The organism is Mesorhizobium sp. M7A.F.Ca.US.010.02.1.1 (assembly GCF_004023085.1).
Classification (GTDB): Bacteria; Pseudomonadota; Alphaproteobacteria; order Rhizobiales; family Rhizobiaceae; genus Mesorhizobium.
Genome location: NZ_RZRV01000041.1, coordinates 40,688 through 56,447 on the forward strand (window position 1 = coordinate 40,688; position 15,760 = coordinate 56,447).

General features: G+C 64.0%; 14 protein-coding genes. 8 read left to right on the top strand and 6 right to left on the bottom strand.

Going from position 1 to position 15,760, the window contains the following annotated elements:
- Window positions 1-2: 2 nt before the first annotated feature.
- The 5 genes from EOA19_RS28745 to EOA19_RS28765 all read left to right on the top strand — a co-directional run bounded on the left by EOA19_RS28745 (window position 3) and on the right by EOA19_RS28765 (window position 7,725).
- Complete coding sequence (locus EOA19_RS28745) at window positions 3-2,276, top strand: xanthine dehydrogenase family protein molybdopterin-binding subunit (protein ID WP_128305529.1); 2,274 nt, start codon at window positions 3-5, stop codon at window positions 2,274-2,276.
- Window positions 2,273-2,881, top strand: coding sequence for a hypothetical protein (locus EOA19_RS28750; protein WP_128305530.1), 609 nt, complete (start codon window positions 2,273-2,275; stop codon window positions 2,879-2,881). The genes EOA19_RS28745 and EOA19_RS28750 overlap by 4 nt, the downstream gene beginning before the upstream one ends.
- Window positions 2,882-3,035: 154 nt before the next feature.
- Window positions 3,036-4,208, top strand: a complete 1,173-nt coding sequence (locus tag EOA19_RS28755) for an efflux RND transporter periplasmic adaptor subunit (protein ID WP_031213157.1) — start codon at window positions 3,036-3,038, stop codon at window positions 4,206-4,208.
- A gap of 86 nt (window positions 4,209-4,294) precedes the next feature.
- On the top strand, window positions 4,295-7,474 hold the full coding sequence (locus EOA19_RS28760; protein WP_128305531.1) for an efflux RND transporter permease subunit: 3,180 nt from the start codon (window positions 4,295-4,297) through the stop codon (window positions 7,472-7,474).
- Between the two features lie 92 nt (window positions 7,475-7,566).
- Window positions 7,567-7,725 (top strand): DUF3309 family protein, encoded by a 159-nt coding sequence (locus tag EOA19_RS28765; RefSeq protein WP_023810914.1) that lies wholly within the window; start codon window positions 7,567-7,569, stop codon window positions 7,723-7,725.
- A 63-nt stretch (window positions 7,726-7,788) separates the two neighbouring features.
- Here EOA19_RS28765 and EOA19_RS28770 read toward each other — a convergent pair whose 3' ends face one another.
- Window positions 7,789-8,748, bottom strand: a complete 960-nt coding sequence (locus EOA19_RS28770) for an SDR family oxidoreductase (protein WP_128305532.1) — start codon at window positions 8,746-8,748, stop codon at window positions 7,789-7,791.
- A 76-nt stretch (window positions 8,749-8,824) separates the two neighbouring features.
- Window positions 8,825-9,034 carry a DUF680 domain-containing protein gene (locus EOA19_RS28775; protein WP_128305533.1) on the bottom strand — a complete coding sequence of 70 codons (210 nt, stop codon included), beginning with the start codon at window positions 9,032-9,034 and terminating at the stop codon, window positions 8,825-8,827.
- 114 nt (window positions 9,035-9,148) lie between these two features.
- Here EOA19_RS28775 and EOA19_RS28780 point away from each other — a divergent pair, with 114 nt between their 5' ends.
- A complete protein-coding gene (locus EOA19_RS28780) occupies window positions 9,149-10,057 on the top strand; it encodes a LysR family transcriptional regulator (RefSeq protein ID WP_128305534.1) in 909 nt (302 codons plus the stop codon).
- Here the strand turns inward: EOA19_RS28780 and EOA19_RS28785 are convergent.
- From EOA19_RS28785 to EOA19_RS28795, 3 genes are all read right to left on the bottom strand, one after another.
- Window positions 10,021-11,196, bottom strand: a complete 1,176-nt coding sequence (locus EOA19_RS28785; RefSeq protein WP_128305535.1) for an MFS transporter — start codon at window positions 11,194-11,196, stop codon at window positions 10,021-10,023. The genes EOA19_RS28780 and EOA19_RS28785 overlap by 37 nt on opposite strands.
- 122 nt (window positions 11,197-11,318) lie before the next feature.
- The gene (locus tag EOA19_RS28790) at window positions 11,319-11,627 is read right to left on the bottom strand and encodes a DUF1244 domain-containing protein (protein ID WP_128305536.1); all 309 of its coding nucleotides are present in this window, start codon (window positions 11,625-11,627) and stop codon (window positions 11,319-11,321) included.
- An 11-nt stretch (window positions 11,628-11,638) separates the two neighbouring features.
- Complete coding sequence (locus EOA19_RS28795; protein ID WP_128305537.1) at window positions 11,639-12,436, bottom strand: N-formylglutamate amidohydrolase; 798 nt, start codon at window positions 12,434-12,436, stop codon at window positions 11,639-11,641.
- A gap of 245 nt (window positions 12,437-12,681) precedes the next feature.
- Here EOA19_RS28795 and EOA19_RS28800 point away from each other — a divergent pair, with 245 nt between their 5' ends.
- Both EOA19_RS28800 and pyk read left to right on the top strand, forming a co-directional pair.
- Complete coding sequence (locus tag EOA19_RS28800; protein WP_127260459.1) at window positions 12,682-13,170, top strand: DUF1036 domain-containing protein; 489 nt, start codon at window positions 12,682-12,684, stop codon at window positions 13,168-13,170.
- Window positions 13,167-14,603: a pyruvate kinase gene (gene pyk, locus EOA19_RS28805; protein ID WP_023810921.1), complete on the top strand. Its 1,437-nt coding sequence runs from the start codon at window positions 13,167-13,169 to the stop codon at window positions 14,601-14,603. The genes EOA19_RS28800 and pyk overlap by 4 nt, the downstream gene beginning before the upstream one ends.
- A gap of 44 nt (window positions 14,604-14,647) precedes the next feature.
- Here pyk and EOA19_RS28810 read toward each other — a convergent pair whose 3' ends face one another.
- On the bottom strand, window positions 14,648-15,712 hold the full coding sequence (locus EOA19_RS28810) for an alpha/beta hydrolase (protein ID WP_128305538.1): 1,065 nt from the start codon (window positions 15,710-15,712) through the stop codon (window positions 14,648-14,650).
- Window positions 15,713-15,760 lie beyond the last annotated feature (48 nt).

Below are 15,760 nucleotides of genomic sequence, written 5' to 3' on the forward strand. Positions count from 1 at the left end.
CCATGGCCAGTGTCGGAAAGATCGCCCGCCGCACGTTTCTGATCGGCGCTGCCGCCGTCGCGGGCGGCGTTGCCGTCGGCTACTACTATTATCGCAAGCCTTTTCCGAACCCGCTCGAGGCCGAGCTCGGCAAGGGCGAGGCGACCTTCAACCCCTATGTGAAGATCGGCGCCGACAACACCCTCACCATCGTCGCGCCGCGGGCCGAGATGGGGCAAGGCATTTCGACGACGCTCGCCGTCATGGTCGCCGAAGAACTCAATGTGAGCCTCGACCGGGTCAAGGTCGAGCACGGCCCCGCCTCCCATGCCTATTACAACGCCGCGATCCTCGAAGAGGGCGGTCCGTTCGCCTTCTTCGACGAGAGCATGACCGCGCAGGCGGTGCGCTCGGGTCTCGGTGTGGTCGGCAAGTTCCTTGCCCTGCAGGGCACCGGTGGTTCGGCTTCGACACGCGACGGTTTTGACAAGATGCGGCAAGCGGGTGCAGTCGCCCGGCAGATGCTGATCGCGGCTGCGGCGCAAAAACTCGGTGTCGCCGCCGCCGATCTGGAAACGGCCGACGGTTCGATCCTGCACAAAGCGTCCGGCAAGTCGCTGACCTATGGCGCGGTCGCCGCGGCCGCCGCCGCGATGGCGCCGCCGGCCGAAGTCAGGCTCAAGGACCGGGCCGACTGGAAACTGCTGGGAAAGCCGCAAAAGCGCATCGACATGCTGGCCAAGGTGACCGGGGCGCCGATCTTCGGCATCGATGTCAGGCTGCCGGACATGGTCTACGGCACGGTCAAGATGAGCCCGCGCTTCTGGTCGGCGCCGATCAAGGCGGACCTCTCGAAAGCCGAGAAAATGCCCGGTGTGATCAAGATCGTGCCGCTGGAGACGAATTACGGCCATGGCTTCGGCATCATCGCCGACAACACATGGGCGGCATTCAAGGCGGCCGAGGCGATCGATGCCCAGTGGTCCGATCCCGAATACCCGCTCAGCAGCGCCGCTATTTCAGATGTCCTGAAGCAGGCGCTCGGCACCAAGGGGTCGGTGATGCGCGACAATGGCGACGTCGACACCGCCTTTGCCGACGCGCCGCGTGAAAGGATCGTCGAGGCCGACTATGCGGTGCCCTATCTGGCGCATGCGACGATGGAGCCGATGAACGCCACGGCGCAGCTCAGGGACGGCGCGCTCGACATCTGGTGCGGCAACCAGGCGCCGACCCTGGTGCGGCAGCTTTGCGCCAACGCGGTCGGCATCGAGCAGGACAAGATCACTGTGCACACCACCTTCATGGGCGGCGGTTTCGGCCGGCGCGTCGAGGTTGACTACGCGCTGTGCGCCGCGCTGATGGCGAAGGAGACGGGCGGGCGCCCGATCAAGGTGACCTGGACGCGTGAAGAAGACATGCGCCACGACGCCTACCGGCCGGCCGCTATCGGCAAGTTCCAGGCGCGGCTCGGCGACGATGGCATGCCGGTCGCCGTCGACATGAGGATGGCCTCGCCATCGGTGATTGCCGGCATGCTGCGCCGGCTGTTTCCTTCGATATCGCCGCTCGGTCCCGACAAGAGCATCGTCGACGGTGCCTATGACCAGCCCTACACCATTCCGAACTACCGGGTCAGCGGTATCGCGGCGCCGGTCTCCATCCCTGTCGGCTCCTGGCGCTCGGTCGGCAGTTCGGTCAACGGCTTCTTCCATGAGGGTTTCATGGACGAGATCGCCATTGCCGGAAAAATCGATCCGGTCGAGATGCGCAAGAGACTGATGGCCGCTTATCCCTCGGCGGTGAAGGTGGTGGAGAAAGTCGCCGCGATGGCGAAATGGGGCGAGGCGCTGCCCGCCGGCAAGGCCAGGGGTATCGCCTTCACGCTGTCCTTCGGCAGTTGGGTCGGCGAGATCGTCCAGGTGGCGGACACGCCGGCCGGCATCCGCATCGAGAAGGTGTGGATCGCCGCCGATGTCGGCACCGCGCTCGATCCCGGCATCATCGAGGCGCAGCTGATTTCGGCCGCCATCTACGGACTCTCCGCAGCTATGGGTCAGGAAATCACCTTCGCCGACGGCATGGTCGAACAGTCGAACTTCCACGATTTCGACGCCATGCGGATCTTCCAGTGCCCGGTCTTCGAAGTCGCCATCCTGGAAAACTTCCACAAGATGGGCGGCGTCGGCGAGGTCGGCACACCGCCGGCGGCTCCGGCGCTCGCCAACGCCATCTTCGCGCTCACCGGAAAGCGCGTCCGCACGCTGCCGCTGTCGAAAACGGTGGCCTTCGCATGAAGAAGCTCCTCATCATGCTGACGCCTGCTGCCATGCTCGTGCTCGCAGCGCCGTTTGCGATCGCGCAAGAGAGCCAGATGCCGGCGCCGGCGACCGTCGACGCGGCGAAAGGCCTGTCCGAATGGGACAAGGTCTATGCGGTGTTCTCGCATCCGCGCTGCGCCGACTGTCATGTCGCGGACGAGCGGCCGCGCTGGTCGGGTGCGCATTACGGCGGTACGCGCGTTCACGCCTTCAATGTCCAGCGGGGTGCTGACGGGTCGGGCTTCGGCAATCCGGGCCTGCGCTGCACGACTTGCCATTTCGCCAGCAATTCCAAGGCATTGCACGGTCCGCCCGGGGCCGAGAACTGGCATCTGGCGCCAGCCGAGATGGCCTGGTTCGGCAAATCCTCGGCCGAAATCTGCGCCCAGATCAAGGATCCCCTGCGCAACGGCAACCGTAGCTTGAAGGATATCGCGCTGCATGTTCGCGACGACAGATTGGTCGCCTGGGGCTGGGCGCCAGGATCGGGTCGTGAACCAGCCCCGGGCTCCGCCGAAGCAACCTATCAAGCGATCGAAAACTGGGCAGCGGCCGGCGCATCTTGTCCGCCGGCGCAATGATCTTGCAACTTTCAGACTATATTGCGGTGCAACTTTGATGTAGAAGCGCGCTTCGCCGATCACGGCAAATTGAACACGGCTCGGCGCGCACCCATATCGGCGACGCGCCCGCGTTATGAGGACGCTGGCCGAACCCGCAGTGGAAAAAACGACGATGAGAATCAGGTTTCACAAGCTTGCAGCCGTTGTTGTGCTCATTGGTTTCGCGGCGTGGATGGCGACAGGCGAGTTTTCGTCGGTCGGCAGCGTAGCCGCCAACAAAGCCAAGGCAGCCGAAGCCGAACAGGCCAAGGCGCCGGACGCAAGCAAGCCGAAGACGGCGGAAGCCGAGCCTAAGGCACCGCTGCGCACCGTCGCGGTGGTGACGCCGCCACGCAAGACCTATGCACGCGCCATCCGCATTTCCGGGCTGACCGAAGCCGACAAGCGGGCGGTGCTGGCGACGCGCGTCGCCGGTGTCATCGACAAGCTACCTGTCAAGCAAGGCGATCACGTCAAGACGGGGGATCTGGTGCTGATGCTTGCGGCGGAAGAAAAGATCTCGATGGTCGACAACGCCAAGCAGTTGGTGGTGCAGCGCCAGGCCGAGCTGGACGCAGCCTTGCGGCTGATGAAGACCGGCAATCTGCCGAAGCTGCAGCTCGACACCGCGCGCTCGAACCTGACCTCGGCGCAGTCGCTGCTGGAAACGGCACAGGCCGAACTCGACCGCAACGAGGTGAAGGCGCCTTTCGACGGCGTTATCGACCGGGTGCCGGTGGAACTTGGCAGTTCCGTCATGCAAGGCGGCGAGGTGGCAACCATCCTCAAGCTTGATCCGGTGATTGCCCGTGGCGAAGTCAGCGAGCGCGATCTCGGCTATCTCAAGCTCGGCGACAAGGCCACCATACGGCTGGTCAGCGGCCAGACGGTCGAAGGCACCGTGCGCTACATCAGCCGCGACGCCTCGTCGGCGACCCGCACCTTCCGCGTCGAGGTTGCCGTCCCCAATGCCGACGGCTCCGTGCCGGCCGGCATGACGGCGGAAATCGCGCTCAACGCACAGCCGACCGACGCGGTGCTGCTGCCGCGCTCGGTTGTGACGCTCGGCGACAAGGGCGACCTCGGCATCCGTGCCGTCGGCAAGGACAACAAGGTGGCGTTCTTCCCGATCGACCTCGTTGACGACACGCCGACCGGCCTCGTCCTCGGCGGCATACCGGCCGACGCCCGCATCATCGTCGCCGGCCAGGAACTGGTGAAGGAAGGCGATCTGGTCAATCCGGTCGAGGCCGACCAGGCGATCATCAAGAAGCTGCTCGGCGAGGCGACGACCGGCACCCAGTAGCGTAGCACAAGTCGCGACGGACTAGCCCTGGGCGGGGACAATCGGCTGCGACGCAGCTCGTGGAAATTCAAGAACAGGCGTTAGCCATGGATATCGTCAGACTCGCAATCAACAATGCCCGCCTGACCATTTCGGTCCTCGTCTTCCTTCTGCTGGCGGGCTGGGTCGCCTATCAGGCGACGCCAAAGGAAGCGGAGCCCGACGTTCCGATTCCGATGATGTATGTCAGCCTGATCTATCAGGGCATTTCGCCCGAGGATTCGGAGCGGCTTCTGCTGCGGCCGATGGAAAGCAAGCTGAAAAGCCTGAAGGGCCTCAAGGAGATGCGTTCGGCCGCCTTCCAGGGCGGCGGCTACGTGCTGGTCGAATTCCAGCCGCAGACCAATCTGGCCACCGCGCTGCAGGACACGCGCAGCAAGGTGCAGGACGCCAAGGCCGACCTGCCGCAGGCGGCGGAAGAACCCGTCGTTACCGAAGTCAACATTTCCGAATTTCCCGTGCTCGTCGTCACGCTCTCGGGAAATCTGCCCGAACGCGTGCTGACCGCCGCCGCGCGCGAACTACGCGACCGTATCGAGGAGGTTCCCGGTGTTCTCGAAGGCTCGCTGCAGGGTGCGCGCGACGATCTCGTCGAGGTCGTCATCGATCCGATGAAGCTGTCTTCCTATGGATTGCAGCTCGATCAGTTGATCGGTGCGGTCGGCAACTCCAACAGCCTGGTCGCCGCCGGCAATATCGAAGGCTCGGAGGGCAAATACGCCGTCAAGGTGCCGTCGCTGATCGAAACGCCGGAGGATGTCGCCGCACTGCCTGTGGTCGCCGGCCCCAATGCCGTGGTGCAGGCCAAGGACATCGCGACGATCCGTTCGACCTTCAAGGATGCCGAGACGGTGACCCGTCTCAACGGCAAGCCGGCCATCGCCATCGAAGTCAAGAAGCGCATCGGCTCCAACCTGATCGACACCATCGCCAAGGTGCGAACGGTGTCCGACGAGTTCGTCAAGTCGATGCCCGAGGGCATGAACGTCACCTACACGCAGGACAAGTCGGTCTTCGTCAACCAGCTGCTCGGCGACCTGCAGAACCATGTGATGATCGCCGTCATCCTGGTGTTCATCGTCATCCTCTACGCGCTGTCCGGCCGCGCCTCGCTGCTCATCGGGCTTGCGATTCCGTCGTCGTTCCTGATCGGCATCCTGCTGCTGGCGATGATGGGCTACACGATCAACATGATCGTGCTGTTCAGCCTGATCCTGGCCGTCGGCATGCTGGTCGACGACGCCATCATCGTCACCGAGTTCGCCGAACGGCGGATGAGCGAAGGCATGCCGAAGGAGGAAGCCTTCGCGCTCGCAGCCAAGCGCATGGCCGGTCCGGTCATCGCCGCGACGATGACGCGCATCGCCGCCTTCTCACCGCTGCTGTTCTGGCCGGGCATCATCGGCGACTTCATGAAGTACATGCCGATCACGCTGATCGTCACGCTATCGGCCTCGATGCTCTATGCGCTTGTCTTCGCGCCGACGCTGGGTGCGATCTTCGCCAAGGCGCCGCCGCATCATGAGGATGACAATCGCGACGGCTGGTACATGGCGATCGTCAAGCAGGCGGTGCGCTTCCCCATCACCGTGCTGGTGCTGACCGTCGCGCTCTTGTTCGGCGTCGGCTTTGCCTATTCGAAATACGGCGCCGGCGTCGAGTTCTTCCCGAATGTCGAACCGGATTACGGCCTGCTCTACGTGCATGCGCGCGGCAATCTTTCGCTGGCCGAAATGGATACCGCGACCAAGATCGCGGAAGACAGGCTGCTCGGCTGGCCGGGCGTGAAGTCGGTCTACACCCGCGTCGGCAAGACGCAAGGCGGCGGCCAGGATATCCCCGAAGACGTCGTCGGCGTCATCCAGTACGAATTCATCGACTGGCGCGAGCGCAAGGCGGCGAACCACATCCTGGACGATCTGCGCGGCGTCATGGCCGGCATTCCCGGCGTCGATGTCGAGGTGCGCGTGCCGGAAGCCGGTCCGCCGACCGGCAAGCCGATCCAGATCAGGCTTTCGGCCGTCGACCCCAAGGGGCTCGACGACAAGGCCCGTGAGGTTGCGGCGCGCATCGGCAAGGTGCCCGGCGTCATTGATATTTCCGACGGCCTGCCGCCGCCCGGTGTCGACTGGGCGCTCGAGGTCGACCGTGCCAAGGCGGCGCAGTACGGCATCAGCCCAACCTCGGTCGGGACGGTGGTGCAACTGGTGACCAACGGGCTGAAGCTCTCGGAATACCGGCCTGCCGGAGCCGACGACGCGGTCGACATAAGGCTGCGGCTGCCCGAAGACCGGCGCACGCTGTCGACGCTCGACGAACTCAGGGTGCAGACCTCACAAGGCTCGGTGCCGATCTCGAACTTCGTCGTGCGCAAGCCCGAGCCGACGGTCGGCATCCTCAACCGCATCGACGGCGCGCGTACGGTGGTCGTCCAGGCCAACGTCGCCGCCGGCGCTCAGGTCGCGGCTGTGCAGGAGCAGGTCACCAAAGCCGTCTCCGACATGGATCTCGGCAGCGGCATCCGCTGGAAGCTGGCCGGCTCGAACGAGGACAGCGCCGAAGCCAGCGCCTTTCTTAGCAAGGCCTTCGGGGCGGCGATCTTCCTGATCTTCCTGGTGCTCTTGGCGCAGTTCAACAAGTTCACCAGCGTCTGGCTGGTGCTGTCCTGCGTGGTCATGGCGACGATCGGCGTGTTCCTCGGCCTGCTGATAACAGGCGAGACGTTCGGCATCGTCATGTCGGGCATCGGCGTCATCGCTCTGGCCGGCGTGGTGGTGAACAACAACATCGTGCTGATCGACACCTATGACCGGCTGCGTGAAGAAGGCTGGGACAAGGTCGAGGCGGTGCTGCAGACTTGCCGCGAGCGCGCCCGTCCGGTGGTGCTGACGGCTGTTTCGGCCATTCTCGGCGTGCTGCCGATCGCCTTCGGCCTCGGGTTGGAAATCTTCCATCACGAGACGACGATCAACGCGCCGTCGACGCAATGGTGGATTTCGCTGTCCTCGGCGATCGTCTTCGGCCTGTCCTTCGCCACCGTGCTGACGCTGGTGGTGACGCCGTCGATGCTGATCGTGTTCACCCGCGCCAAGGTCAAGCCGGGCGCACGGCGCGGTTGGTTCAGCCGGCTGTTCCGGCGTGGCAAGGGCGAGATTTCCTCGACCGATGCGCAGGGGCAGGATACCGGAGCCGAGCCGGATATCGCCTTTCCGAAAGCCGCCGAATAGACCAATGCCGATTTGACCGCAAAAGGCCGCCCGGAACAACCGGGCGGCCTTTTGCATTGTTCTTGGGCGAAACGTCGAATTGCGGGGTTCTCATGCCGATCACCACCATCGTCATCATCGTCCTGGTCCTTATCCTCATCGGCGCGGTGCCGGCCTGGCCACATTCGCGCTCCTGGGGCTATGGGCCCTCGGGTATTGTCGGCGTGGTGCTGGTGGTGCTTATGGTGCTGCTGTTGATGGGACGGCTCTGAGGCGCCCTCTCAGTCCGCGGAGATTGTCAATGTGCGGAGGAGCATCGCCCGCCATCGCGGACGTCAGGCAGCTTTCGCAACGCCGGTCACGGTGGCAATGCCGATATCCCCGAGAGCTTCAGTGACGGCCTGATCCAGCGGCGTGTGCGGGATCGCGCCGATGATGCCTTCCAGCCTTGCCGACGCCAGTTGGTGCGGTTCGAAGCGCAGATAGGACATCGACACGATCTCACGCCACATCGCCACGAACGGGCTACCGGCGCGCAGCACCCACCAGGCCATCGAGGTCATCTTGAGCGGACGCCCAAGCGCCTTCTCTGCGGCTGCCTTGATCTCCAGGTCGGTGACGGGATGGCCGGGGAAGTTGAAGGCTTCATAAGCGCCGAGCTTGTCCAGGTTCTGCGCCAGTCCGACGAAAGCCCTGGCCAGATCCGGTAGGTAGGCCCATTCATGTACGAGGTCGACCGGGCCGGGCGCCGTATAGATACCCTTGTTGATCTTGGCAGCGACGACCAAGTCGAACCACGAGCCGCTGCCGGTGCCGCCGAAGAAGTCGCCGGCCCGCAAAATGATGGTGCGGACGCGGCGTGCTTCGGCCTCGCGGTGAAACAGGTCCTCCATGGCGACGCGGATGCGCCCCTTGTCGGTCGTCGGGCGGAACGGCGTGTCTTCCGTGATCACCTCCGGCATCGGCGATCCGTAATTGTATACGGTCCCGGGAAAGAGATGCAGTGCGTTGTTGGCATGGCAAGCGGTCATGACATTCTCGGCGATCGGCAGGCACTTGACCCATTCGGTGTAGATCGGGTTGAGGCCGTTGAAGATGATGTCGACACCTTCCGTGGCGCGGATCAGCGCTTCCCGGTCGAGCGCGTCACCGGCAACGGCCGTAGCGCCTTCAAGTTCAGTTGGCAGTTTGCCGTTGCGGGTGACGGCGCGGACCTCGTAGCCCGCGTCGATGAAGGCCTTGGCGACCACGCGGCCGAGCCGGCCATTGGCACCGAGAATTGCGATACTGGTCATTGGAAGCACTCCTGGGTTGGGATTTGCGTGGTCGGTCTGGACGCGCGATCGGGATCAGCGACAAGCGCGATCGAGATCAGCGGTTGCCGAAGAGGTCGCGGTTGCTGCCTTGCGTGACCGGCTGCCGGACGGCCGCATCCGGGTTGTGGATCGAAGCGGTGGTCGTGTTGTCGGTGCTGGTGACAGCCGGCTGGCTGGCGTCGTTCGAGCCAAACTTGTCGCTGCCGGCAAAGGCGGCGCTGACGGAAATGAGGATGGCGGCGGTGGTGAGAGCGATCTTGGTCATCTGAGTTCTCCTGGTTGGTGTTTGCAGTCCGTGTTGGTGTCTGCAGCCGGAATATGGTCGCTCCGAACGCGAATGGAAATTGACTACATATGGCGTTCTGATATTCATAAATGAATGACAGAAATCGACTGGAACCTGATCAAGAGCTTTGTCGCCGTGGCGGAATCCGGCAGCCTGTCGGCCGCCGCGCGAAAGCTTTCGGCCAGCCAGCCGACGCTTGGCCGTCACATCGGCGAGTTGGAACGGGCACTCGGCGTCACACTGTTCCGTCGAGGACGGCACGGTTACGAACTGACGGAGGCCGGCAGCACGCTGTTCGAACGCGGCAAGGCGGTCAGCGAGCAGGCAAGCGCCTTCTCACTCCTGGCGCTGGGTTCGGTCGAGGCCATCGAAGGCACGGTGCGCATCGCCGCCAGCGAGGTGGTGGCGGCCTATGTCCTGCCTGAGATGACGATGCGGCTGGGGATCGAGGAGCCCGGCATCGAGGTCGAGATCGTTGCTTCCAACCAGGTCGAGAACCTGCTGCGTCGAGATGCCGACATCGCCATCCGCATGGTCAAGCCGGCGCAGAACGAGCTGATGGCACGCAGGGTCTGCGATATCGAGCTCTGCGCCTGCGCGGCCAAATCCTATCTCGACAGGCGCGGCCGTCCGCTGAAGCCTGCCGATCTTGTCGGCCACGACCTGGTCGGCTTCGACCGCGGCGACGAGATCATCAGGGGCTTTACCCAGTATGGCATCCCCGTCACCCGGAGCAGCTTCCGCTTCAGGGCCGACAACCAGATCGTTTTGTGGGAAGCGGTGCGGGCGGGAAACGGCATCGGCCTCGGTCAGGAGCCGCTGGCCGACAGGGATCCTTTGATAGAGAAGGTGCTGCCTGACCTGCCGCTGCCAGTTCTGCCGGTGTGGCTGGCGATGCATCGCGATGTGCGTACCAGCGTGCGCATCCGCCGGGTGGTGGATTTTCTGCATGAGGAGCTGAAACGCTATTCGGCGGGTGCTGGCGCGAATTCGGCGCGGTGAGCGAGCCCGGCCATCAGCAACACGATGATCAGCAGTCCCGACATGGTGATGAAGATCGGGCCGAAGCTGGAATGCTCGGCAACGAAGCCGATCGCCGACGGCGCCACCAGTATGCCGCAGTATCCGATAGTGGTGACCACGCTCATGCCGGTGCCGGAAGACATGCCTTCCTGGTTGCCGCCGGCCGAAAAGATGATTGGCACCATATTGGCGATGCCGAAGCCGCAAAAGGCAAAGGCTGCAATAGCGAGCCAGGGCGAGGGCGCCAGGCCAGCCACCAGCATGCCGACCGCGGCTACGAGGGCCGACACGCGCAGCGTCGTCACCGCGCCGAAGCGATTGCGTATGCCGTCGCCGAAGAACCGCGTAACCGCCATGACGCCCGAAAATCCGGCGTAGGCGAGGCCGGCAACGGCGAGATCGGCGCCGAGTTCCTGGCGCAGATACAGGGCTGCCCAGTCGAGCACCGCGCCTTCGGAGATCATCGCCAGCAGCGCCATCAGTCCGATCAGATAAACCAGCGGGTTTGCCGGCAGTGCGAATTTGTGGTGCTCGGCTGCCTGCGGTCTGTCTTCGGTGAGGAGATGGCGAACGGCCACCGCGATCACCGCGAAGGCAAACACCGTTACCGCCGCCGCGTGGGCGAGGTGGCCGTAGTGCTGGATGGCAAAGCCGCCGAGGCCGCCGCCGGCGAAGCCGCCGAGACTCCAGAAGCCGTGCGAGGACGACATGACGGCGCGGGAGAGCCGCCGTTCGACCACCACGGCATTGGCATTCATGGCAACGTCCATGCCACCGATCGAGCCGCCGAAGATGATCATGGCCGCGGCCGCCAGCGGTACGTTGGGCGCCAGCGCCACGACCATCAGACCGAGGCTGCCGCACAGGGCGAACCAGCGCAGTACGGTGCGCGAGCCATGTCTGGAAATCAAATGGCCGCACCAGGTCATCGCGACGACGGCACCGACGCCGAATAAGAGTATCAGCAGACCGAGCGTGAACTTCGAGATCTCCAGCCGGGTCAGGAACACCGGAATCTGCGGCGCCCAGCTGCCCGTCAGGAAGCCGTTGGCCAGGAAAATGGCCGCGAGCGCCCATCGTCCGCGAATGGCAGTCAGCTTGGCAGTTGATGCGTTCATGAGGCGAATCCCGCTGAAAATGGCTTCGCGCGGCAAATTAGATCGATTCAATTTTCAGTCAAGGCTCTTTCAGGAAGCATTTTGGGCCAACATAGCCTTAAGCGATCGCGGGGACGACGGCGTCAATGGTCCTGGGGGCGCCTTGCCTCGAATTCGGCCTTCTTGGCGTCGGAGGCCTCGGTCTGGTTCAGCGTCTGCCATTCCCCATAAGGCATGCCGTAGACGATCTCGCGCGACTGATCCTTGGTGAGATCGACGCCCTCGGCATTGGCTGCCTCCCGATACCAGTTCGACAGGCAGTTGCGGCAGAAGCCGGCGAGATTCATCAGGTCGATGTTCTGCACATCGTTGCGCTCGCGCAGATGCTCGACCAGCCGGCGGAAGGCGGCCGCTTCGAAATCGCGTTGCTGCTCGTCGCTGAGTTCGGTCATCGAAACCTCCGTCATAGCGGCCCGGTGCGCGAGCCAAACATCTTCACCACATGTATATCGGGACGGCGATCGATCGCGTCAACGATTGGCGCCAACCGTTCGGCCCAGGCGAGCGCGCCCTTCTGGTCCGATATCAGATCCTGTCGGATCTCGATCAGCGCATGGGCGAAGCCGTTGACGATGGCGTGCTTGTACATGGTGTCGCCGCGCAGCGCGCCGTCATAGGGTTCGTTGTCGCCGACGACGAGGTTCTTGTCCTGCGCCAGCATGTCTATCAACGGCCGCGCCACGCGGTCGTCGAGGTCCCACAGGATGCCGACGTGCCAAGGACGCTGGATTCCTTGCATGGCAGGGGTGAAGGAATGCACCGAAAAGATGAAGGGCGCCTGGGCGGAAGCCTGTGCGACCGAGGCGATCATGGCGCCGACGGCGTCGTGATAGGGTCGGTAGAACCCGTCGAGCCGCCTCTCGCGCTCCTCGGCAGCGATGGGGTAGTTCCCAGGTACGACAGTGCCGTCATAAAGCTGGCGAATGAGCGTTGGGTCGTCTTCGCCGCGGTTGGGATCGATCAGCAGCCGCGAAAAATTGGCAAGCACCGCCGGCACGCCGAGCAGGGCAGCCAGTTCGCGCGTCACCGCCTCGACGCCGACGTCATAGGCGATGTGGCGGTCGAACTCGGCTGAGGGCAGGCCGAGGCTGCCGTAGTCGTCGGGCAGGTCGCGACGGGCATGATCGCCCAACAGCACGATGCCTCGCCTGCGATCGCCCTCGATGATGTCGAAAGGCGCGAAAACTGTGGATCGGGTCATTGGCGGGAAATGGTCTGTTCGCTGGCTTCCGGGGAGGGTGCTATCGTCATTCCACGAAGACGACGCTTGCGCAATGCCGTTGTTTGGCCAAGGTTTCCCCGGAAATCTGGCACGAGTCGGCGAATTGTGCGCCGGAGCCTTTCTAAATCGATTGGAATTGGACAAAACGGTGCGTTGACATGCGCCCGGACTTTTCCGAAAAGGGGCGCAGAGAGATGCTGATGTGGTTTTTGAGGGGTTTTCGGATGAGTTCCGCCGGCGGGCAGCGCATGCGCTCTGCCTTTGCCATGCCGCTCCTCACTCTTGCCATCGGCCTATCGGCCATGGTCGTGGCTTCGCCGGCGCGCGCCGATTTCCGCGTCTGCAACGCCACGCAGAACCTGGTCGGTGTCGGCATCGGCTATCGCGCCAAGGCCGGCTGGATCACCGAAGGCTGGTGGCACATCGAGGGATCGAGTTGCAAGACGCTGATCGAAGGGCCGCTGTCATCAAGGTTTTACTATCTTTATGCAGAAGACGCCGAGCGCGGTGGACGCTGGGACGGCCCGATCAACATGTGCGTGGCTGAAAAAGAGTTCAAGATCGCCGGCGTAACCGACTGCGTCGCCCGGGGCTTCCAGCGCGCCGGATTCCAGGAATATGACACGGGCGAACAGGCAAGCTGGATGGTCCAGCTGACCGATGAGTCCACAACGGGAGGCGCTCCAGCCGCCCCGGGAACAAACAGTCAATGAGACGTAGCCGCAAGGTCAAGATCCTAGCCACCATCGGTCCGGCCTCCTCGTCGGAGGAGATGCTGAAGAAACTGTTCGAAGCGGGCGCCGATGTGTTCCGCATCAATATGAGCCATACCGACCATGAACTGATGCGCACGCTGGTCGGACGCATCCGCGCTGTCGAGGAAGCGGTTGGCCGGCCGATCGGCATCCTGGCCGATCTGCAAGGGCCAAAGTTGCGCGTCGGCAAGTTCGCCAACGGCAAGGAAGTGCTGACGCAAGGCCAGACCTTCACCCTCGACGACAATCCAGAGCCTGGCACCTCGACCAGGGTCTATCTGCCGCATCCGGAAATCCTGAGCTCGGTCGAAGCCGGCCATCGCCTGCTGATCGACGATGGCAAGCTCGAGCTGAAGGCGGTGAAGAGCGACGGCAAGTCGATCGTCTGCACCGTCGTCGCCGGCACCACCATTTCCGACAAGAAGGGCGTCAGCCTGCCCGACACCGACCTCCCGGTCGGCGCGCTGACCGAGAAGGATCGCAAGGACCTCGATGCCGTGCTGGCCACGGGCGTCGACTGGGTGGCGCTGTCCTTCGTGCAGCGGCCGGAGGATCTGGCCGAAGCGCGCAAGATCGCACGCGGCCGGGCGCTGATCATGGCCAAGATCGAAAAGCCGCAGGCCGTCGCCCGGCTGGCCGAGATCATCGAATTGTCCGACGCGCTGATGGTCGCCCGCGGCGATCTCGGCGTCGAGATGCCGCTCGAGGCGGTGCCCGGCATCCAGAAGCAGATCACGCGCGCCGCACGCCGCGCCGGCAAGCCGGTGGTGGTTGCAACGCAGATGCTGGAATCGATGATCACGGCACCGGTGCCGACCCGCGCCGAGGTGTCCGATGTTTCGATCGCCGTCTTCGAAGGCGCCGATGCCATCATGCTGTCGGCGGAATCGGCGGCGGGTGCCTATCCCGTCGAGGCCGTGGCAATGATGAACCGTATCGCCACCAAGGTCGAAACCGATCCGACCTATGCCGGCATCATCAACGCCCAGCGCTCCGAGCCGGAGGCGACCGGTGCCGACGCCATTTCGCTGGCCGCGCGCGAGATCGCCGAAACGCTGAAGCTGGCGGCGATCATCACCTACACCGCATCAGGCACCACAGGCCTGCGCGCCGCCCGCGAGCGGCCGCAAGTGCCTGTTATCGCGCTGTCGCCGATCCTCAACACGGCGCGGCGGCTGTCGCTTTTGTGGGGCACGCATTGCGTCGTCTCACCCGACGCCGTCGACCTCGACGACATGGTCAATCGCGCCTGCCGCATCGCCTTCGACGAAGGCTTCGGCAAGCCGGGCGACCGCGTCATCATCACCGCGGGCGTACCGTTGCGGACACCGGGTTCGACCAACATGCTGCGCATCGCCTATATCGGATCGGACACACAAGTCAGCCGCTAGATTCCTAAAGCGTGTCGCCTCTGAACGGATTCAGGCGATCCGCTTTAGGTCGGCGCGAGTTCGGCCTGCGGTACCTTGATATCGGCGCATCTGCCGGCGCCGTAGGCGTCGCCGGCGATGCGCGCCTCCACGGTCCTGGCCATCGCCTGCAGGTCTATACTCTTCCCGGCGACCTTCTCGATGGCGCCGACGGTCAGGTCGGGCGCGATCCAGTCTGGCTTGTGACCGAGATTGTGCACCCAGACGAGTTCGGCACCGGCAATGTCGCGCGCCAGGCCGACCGAATGGATATGTGCATAGACCACCTTGTCGCGATCGCCTGAAATGACCACGGTTGGCGCCTTGATCTCGTTGTAGCGCGGTGCGGCGCCGAGGGCATAGCGATAGAGCCCGGCGACATCGGTGGCGTTGGCACGAAAGGCTGTTGGTCGCAGCACCAGCGGGATAGAGGCCGAGCTGAGATAATTGTCCGGCACCTTGTTGGGCGAAAAGACGCAGGTGGTGGCGTCAGCCATCTGCAGTGTACCGGCCGGATAGGTCAGCATCTCGGAAAACAACCAACCGAGCACCGGCATGGTGGTCAGATTGTAGTACCAGGCGGTTGCGCCGCCCGGCCATGGGTGGGTCGCCGGTGCGAGGAAGACCAGCCCGAGCGTCTTGTCGGGATGCTCCCGGCCAAAGGCCGATGTCACCACGCCGCCGAAGGAGTGGCCGACGATGATAGCCTTCTTAATGCCGAGATGGTCCATCAGTGCGGCAATGGTGTTGGCCTGCGCCGACGGGTTCTCGTTGTTGGTGCCGCGACCCGACCAGCCATGGCCTGGCCGGTCGAAGAACAACATTTCGGCGCGGCCTTCGAGCAAGGGGCGCAGCGGCAGCATCTGGTCCCTGAGGTTGGCGCTGGCGCCGTGGATGAAGACGATCGGCGGCAGCTCGGCATTGGCGGGTGCCGAGACATGGACATAATGGATGCGGGCGCCGTCGATTTCGGCGAACTCGCCGATCGGCGGATTGCGGCGCTCGATCAGCCATGATCCGACGCGGGTGACGCCGACAAAGCCGAAGACAAGCGCCATCAGGAAGGCAAGGGCGGCGTAGATCAGGTTCATGGGGGGAGATACGGAGGTGGAGGGGGATAAGTTGTAGGGGAGTAGGGG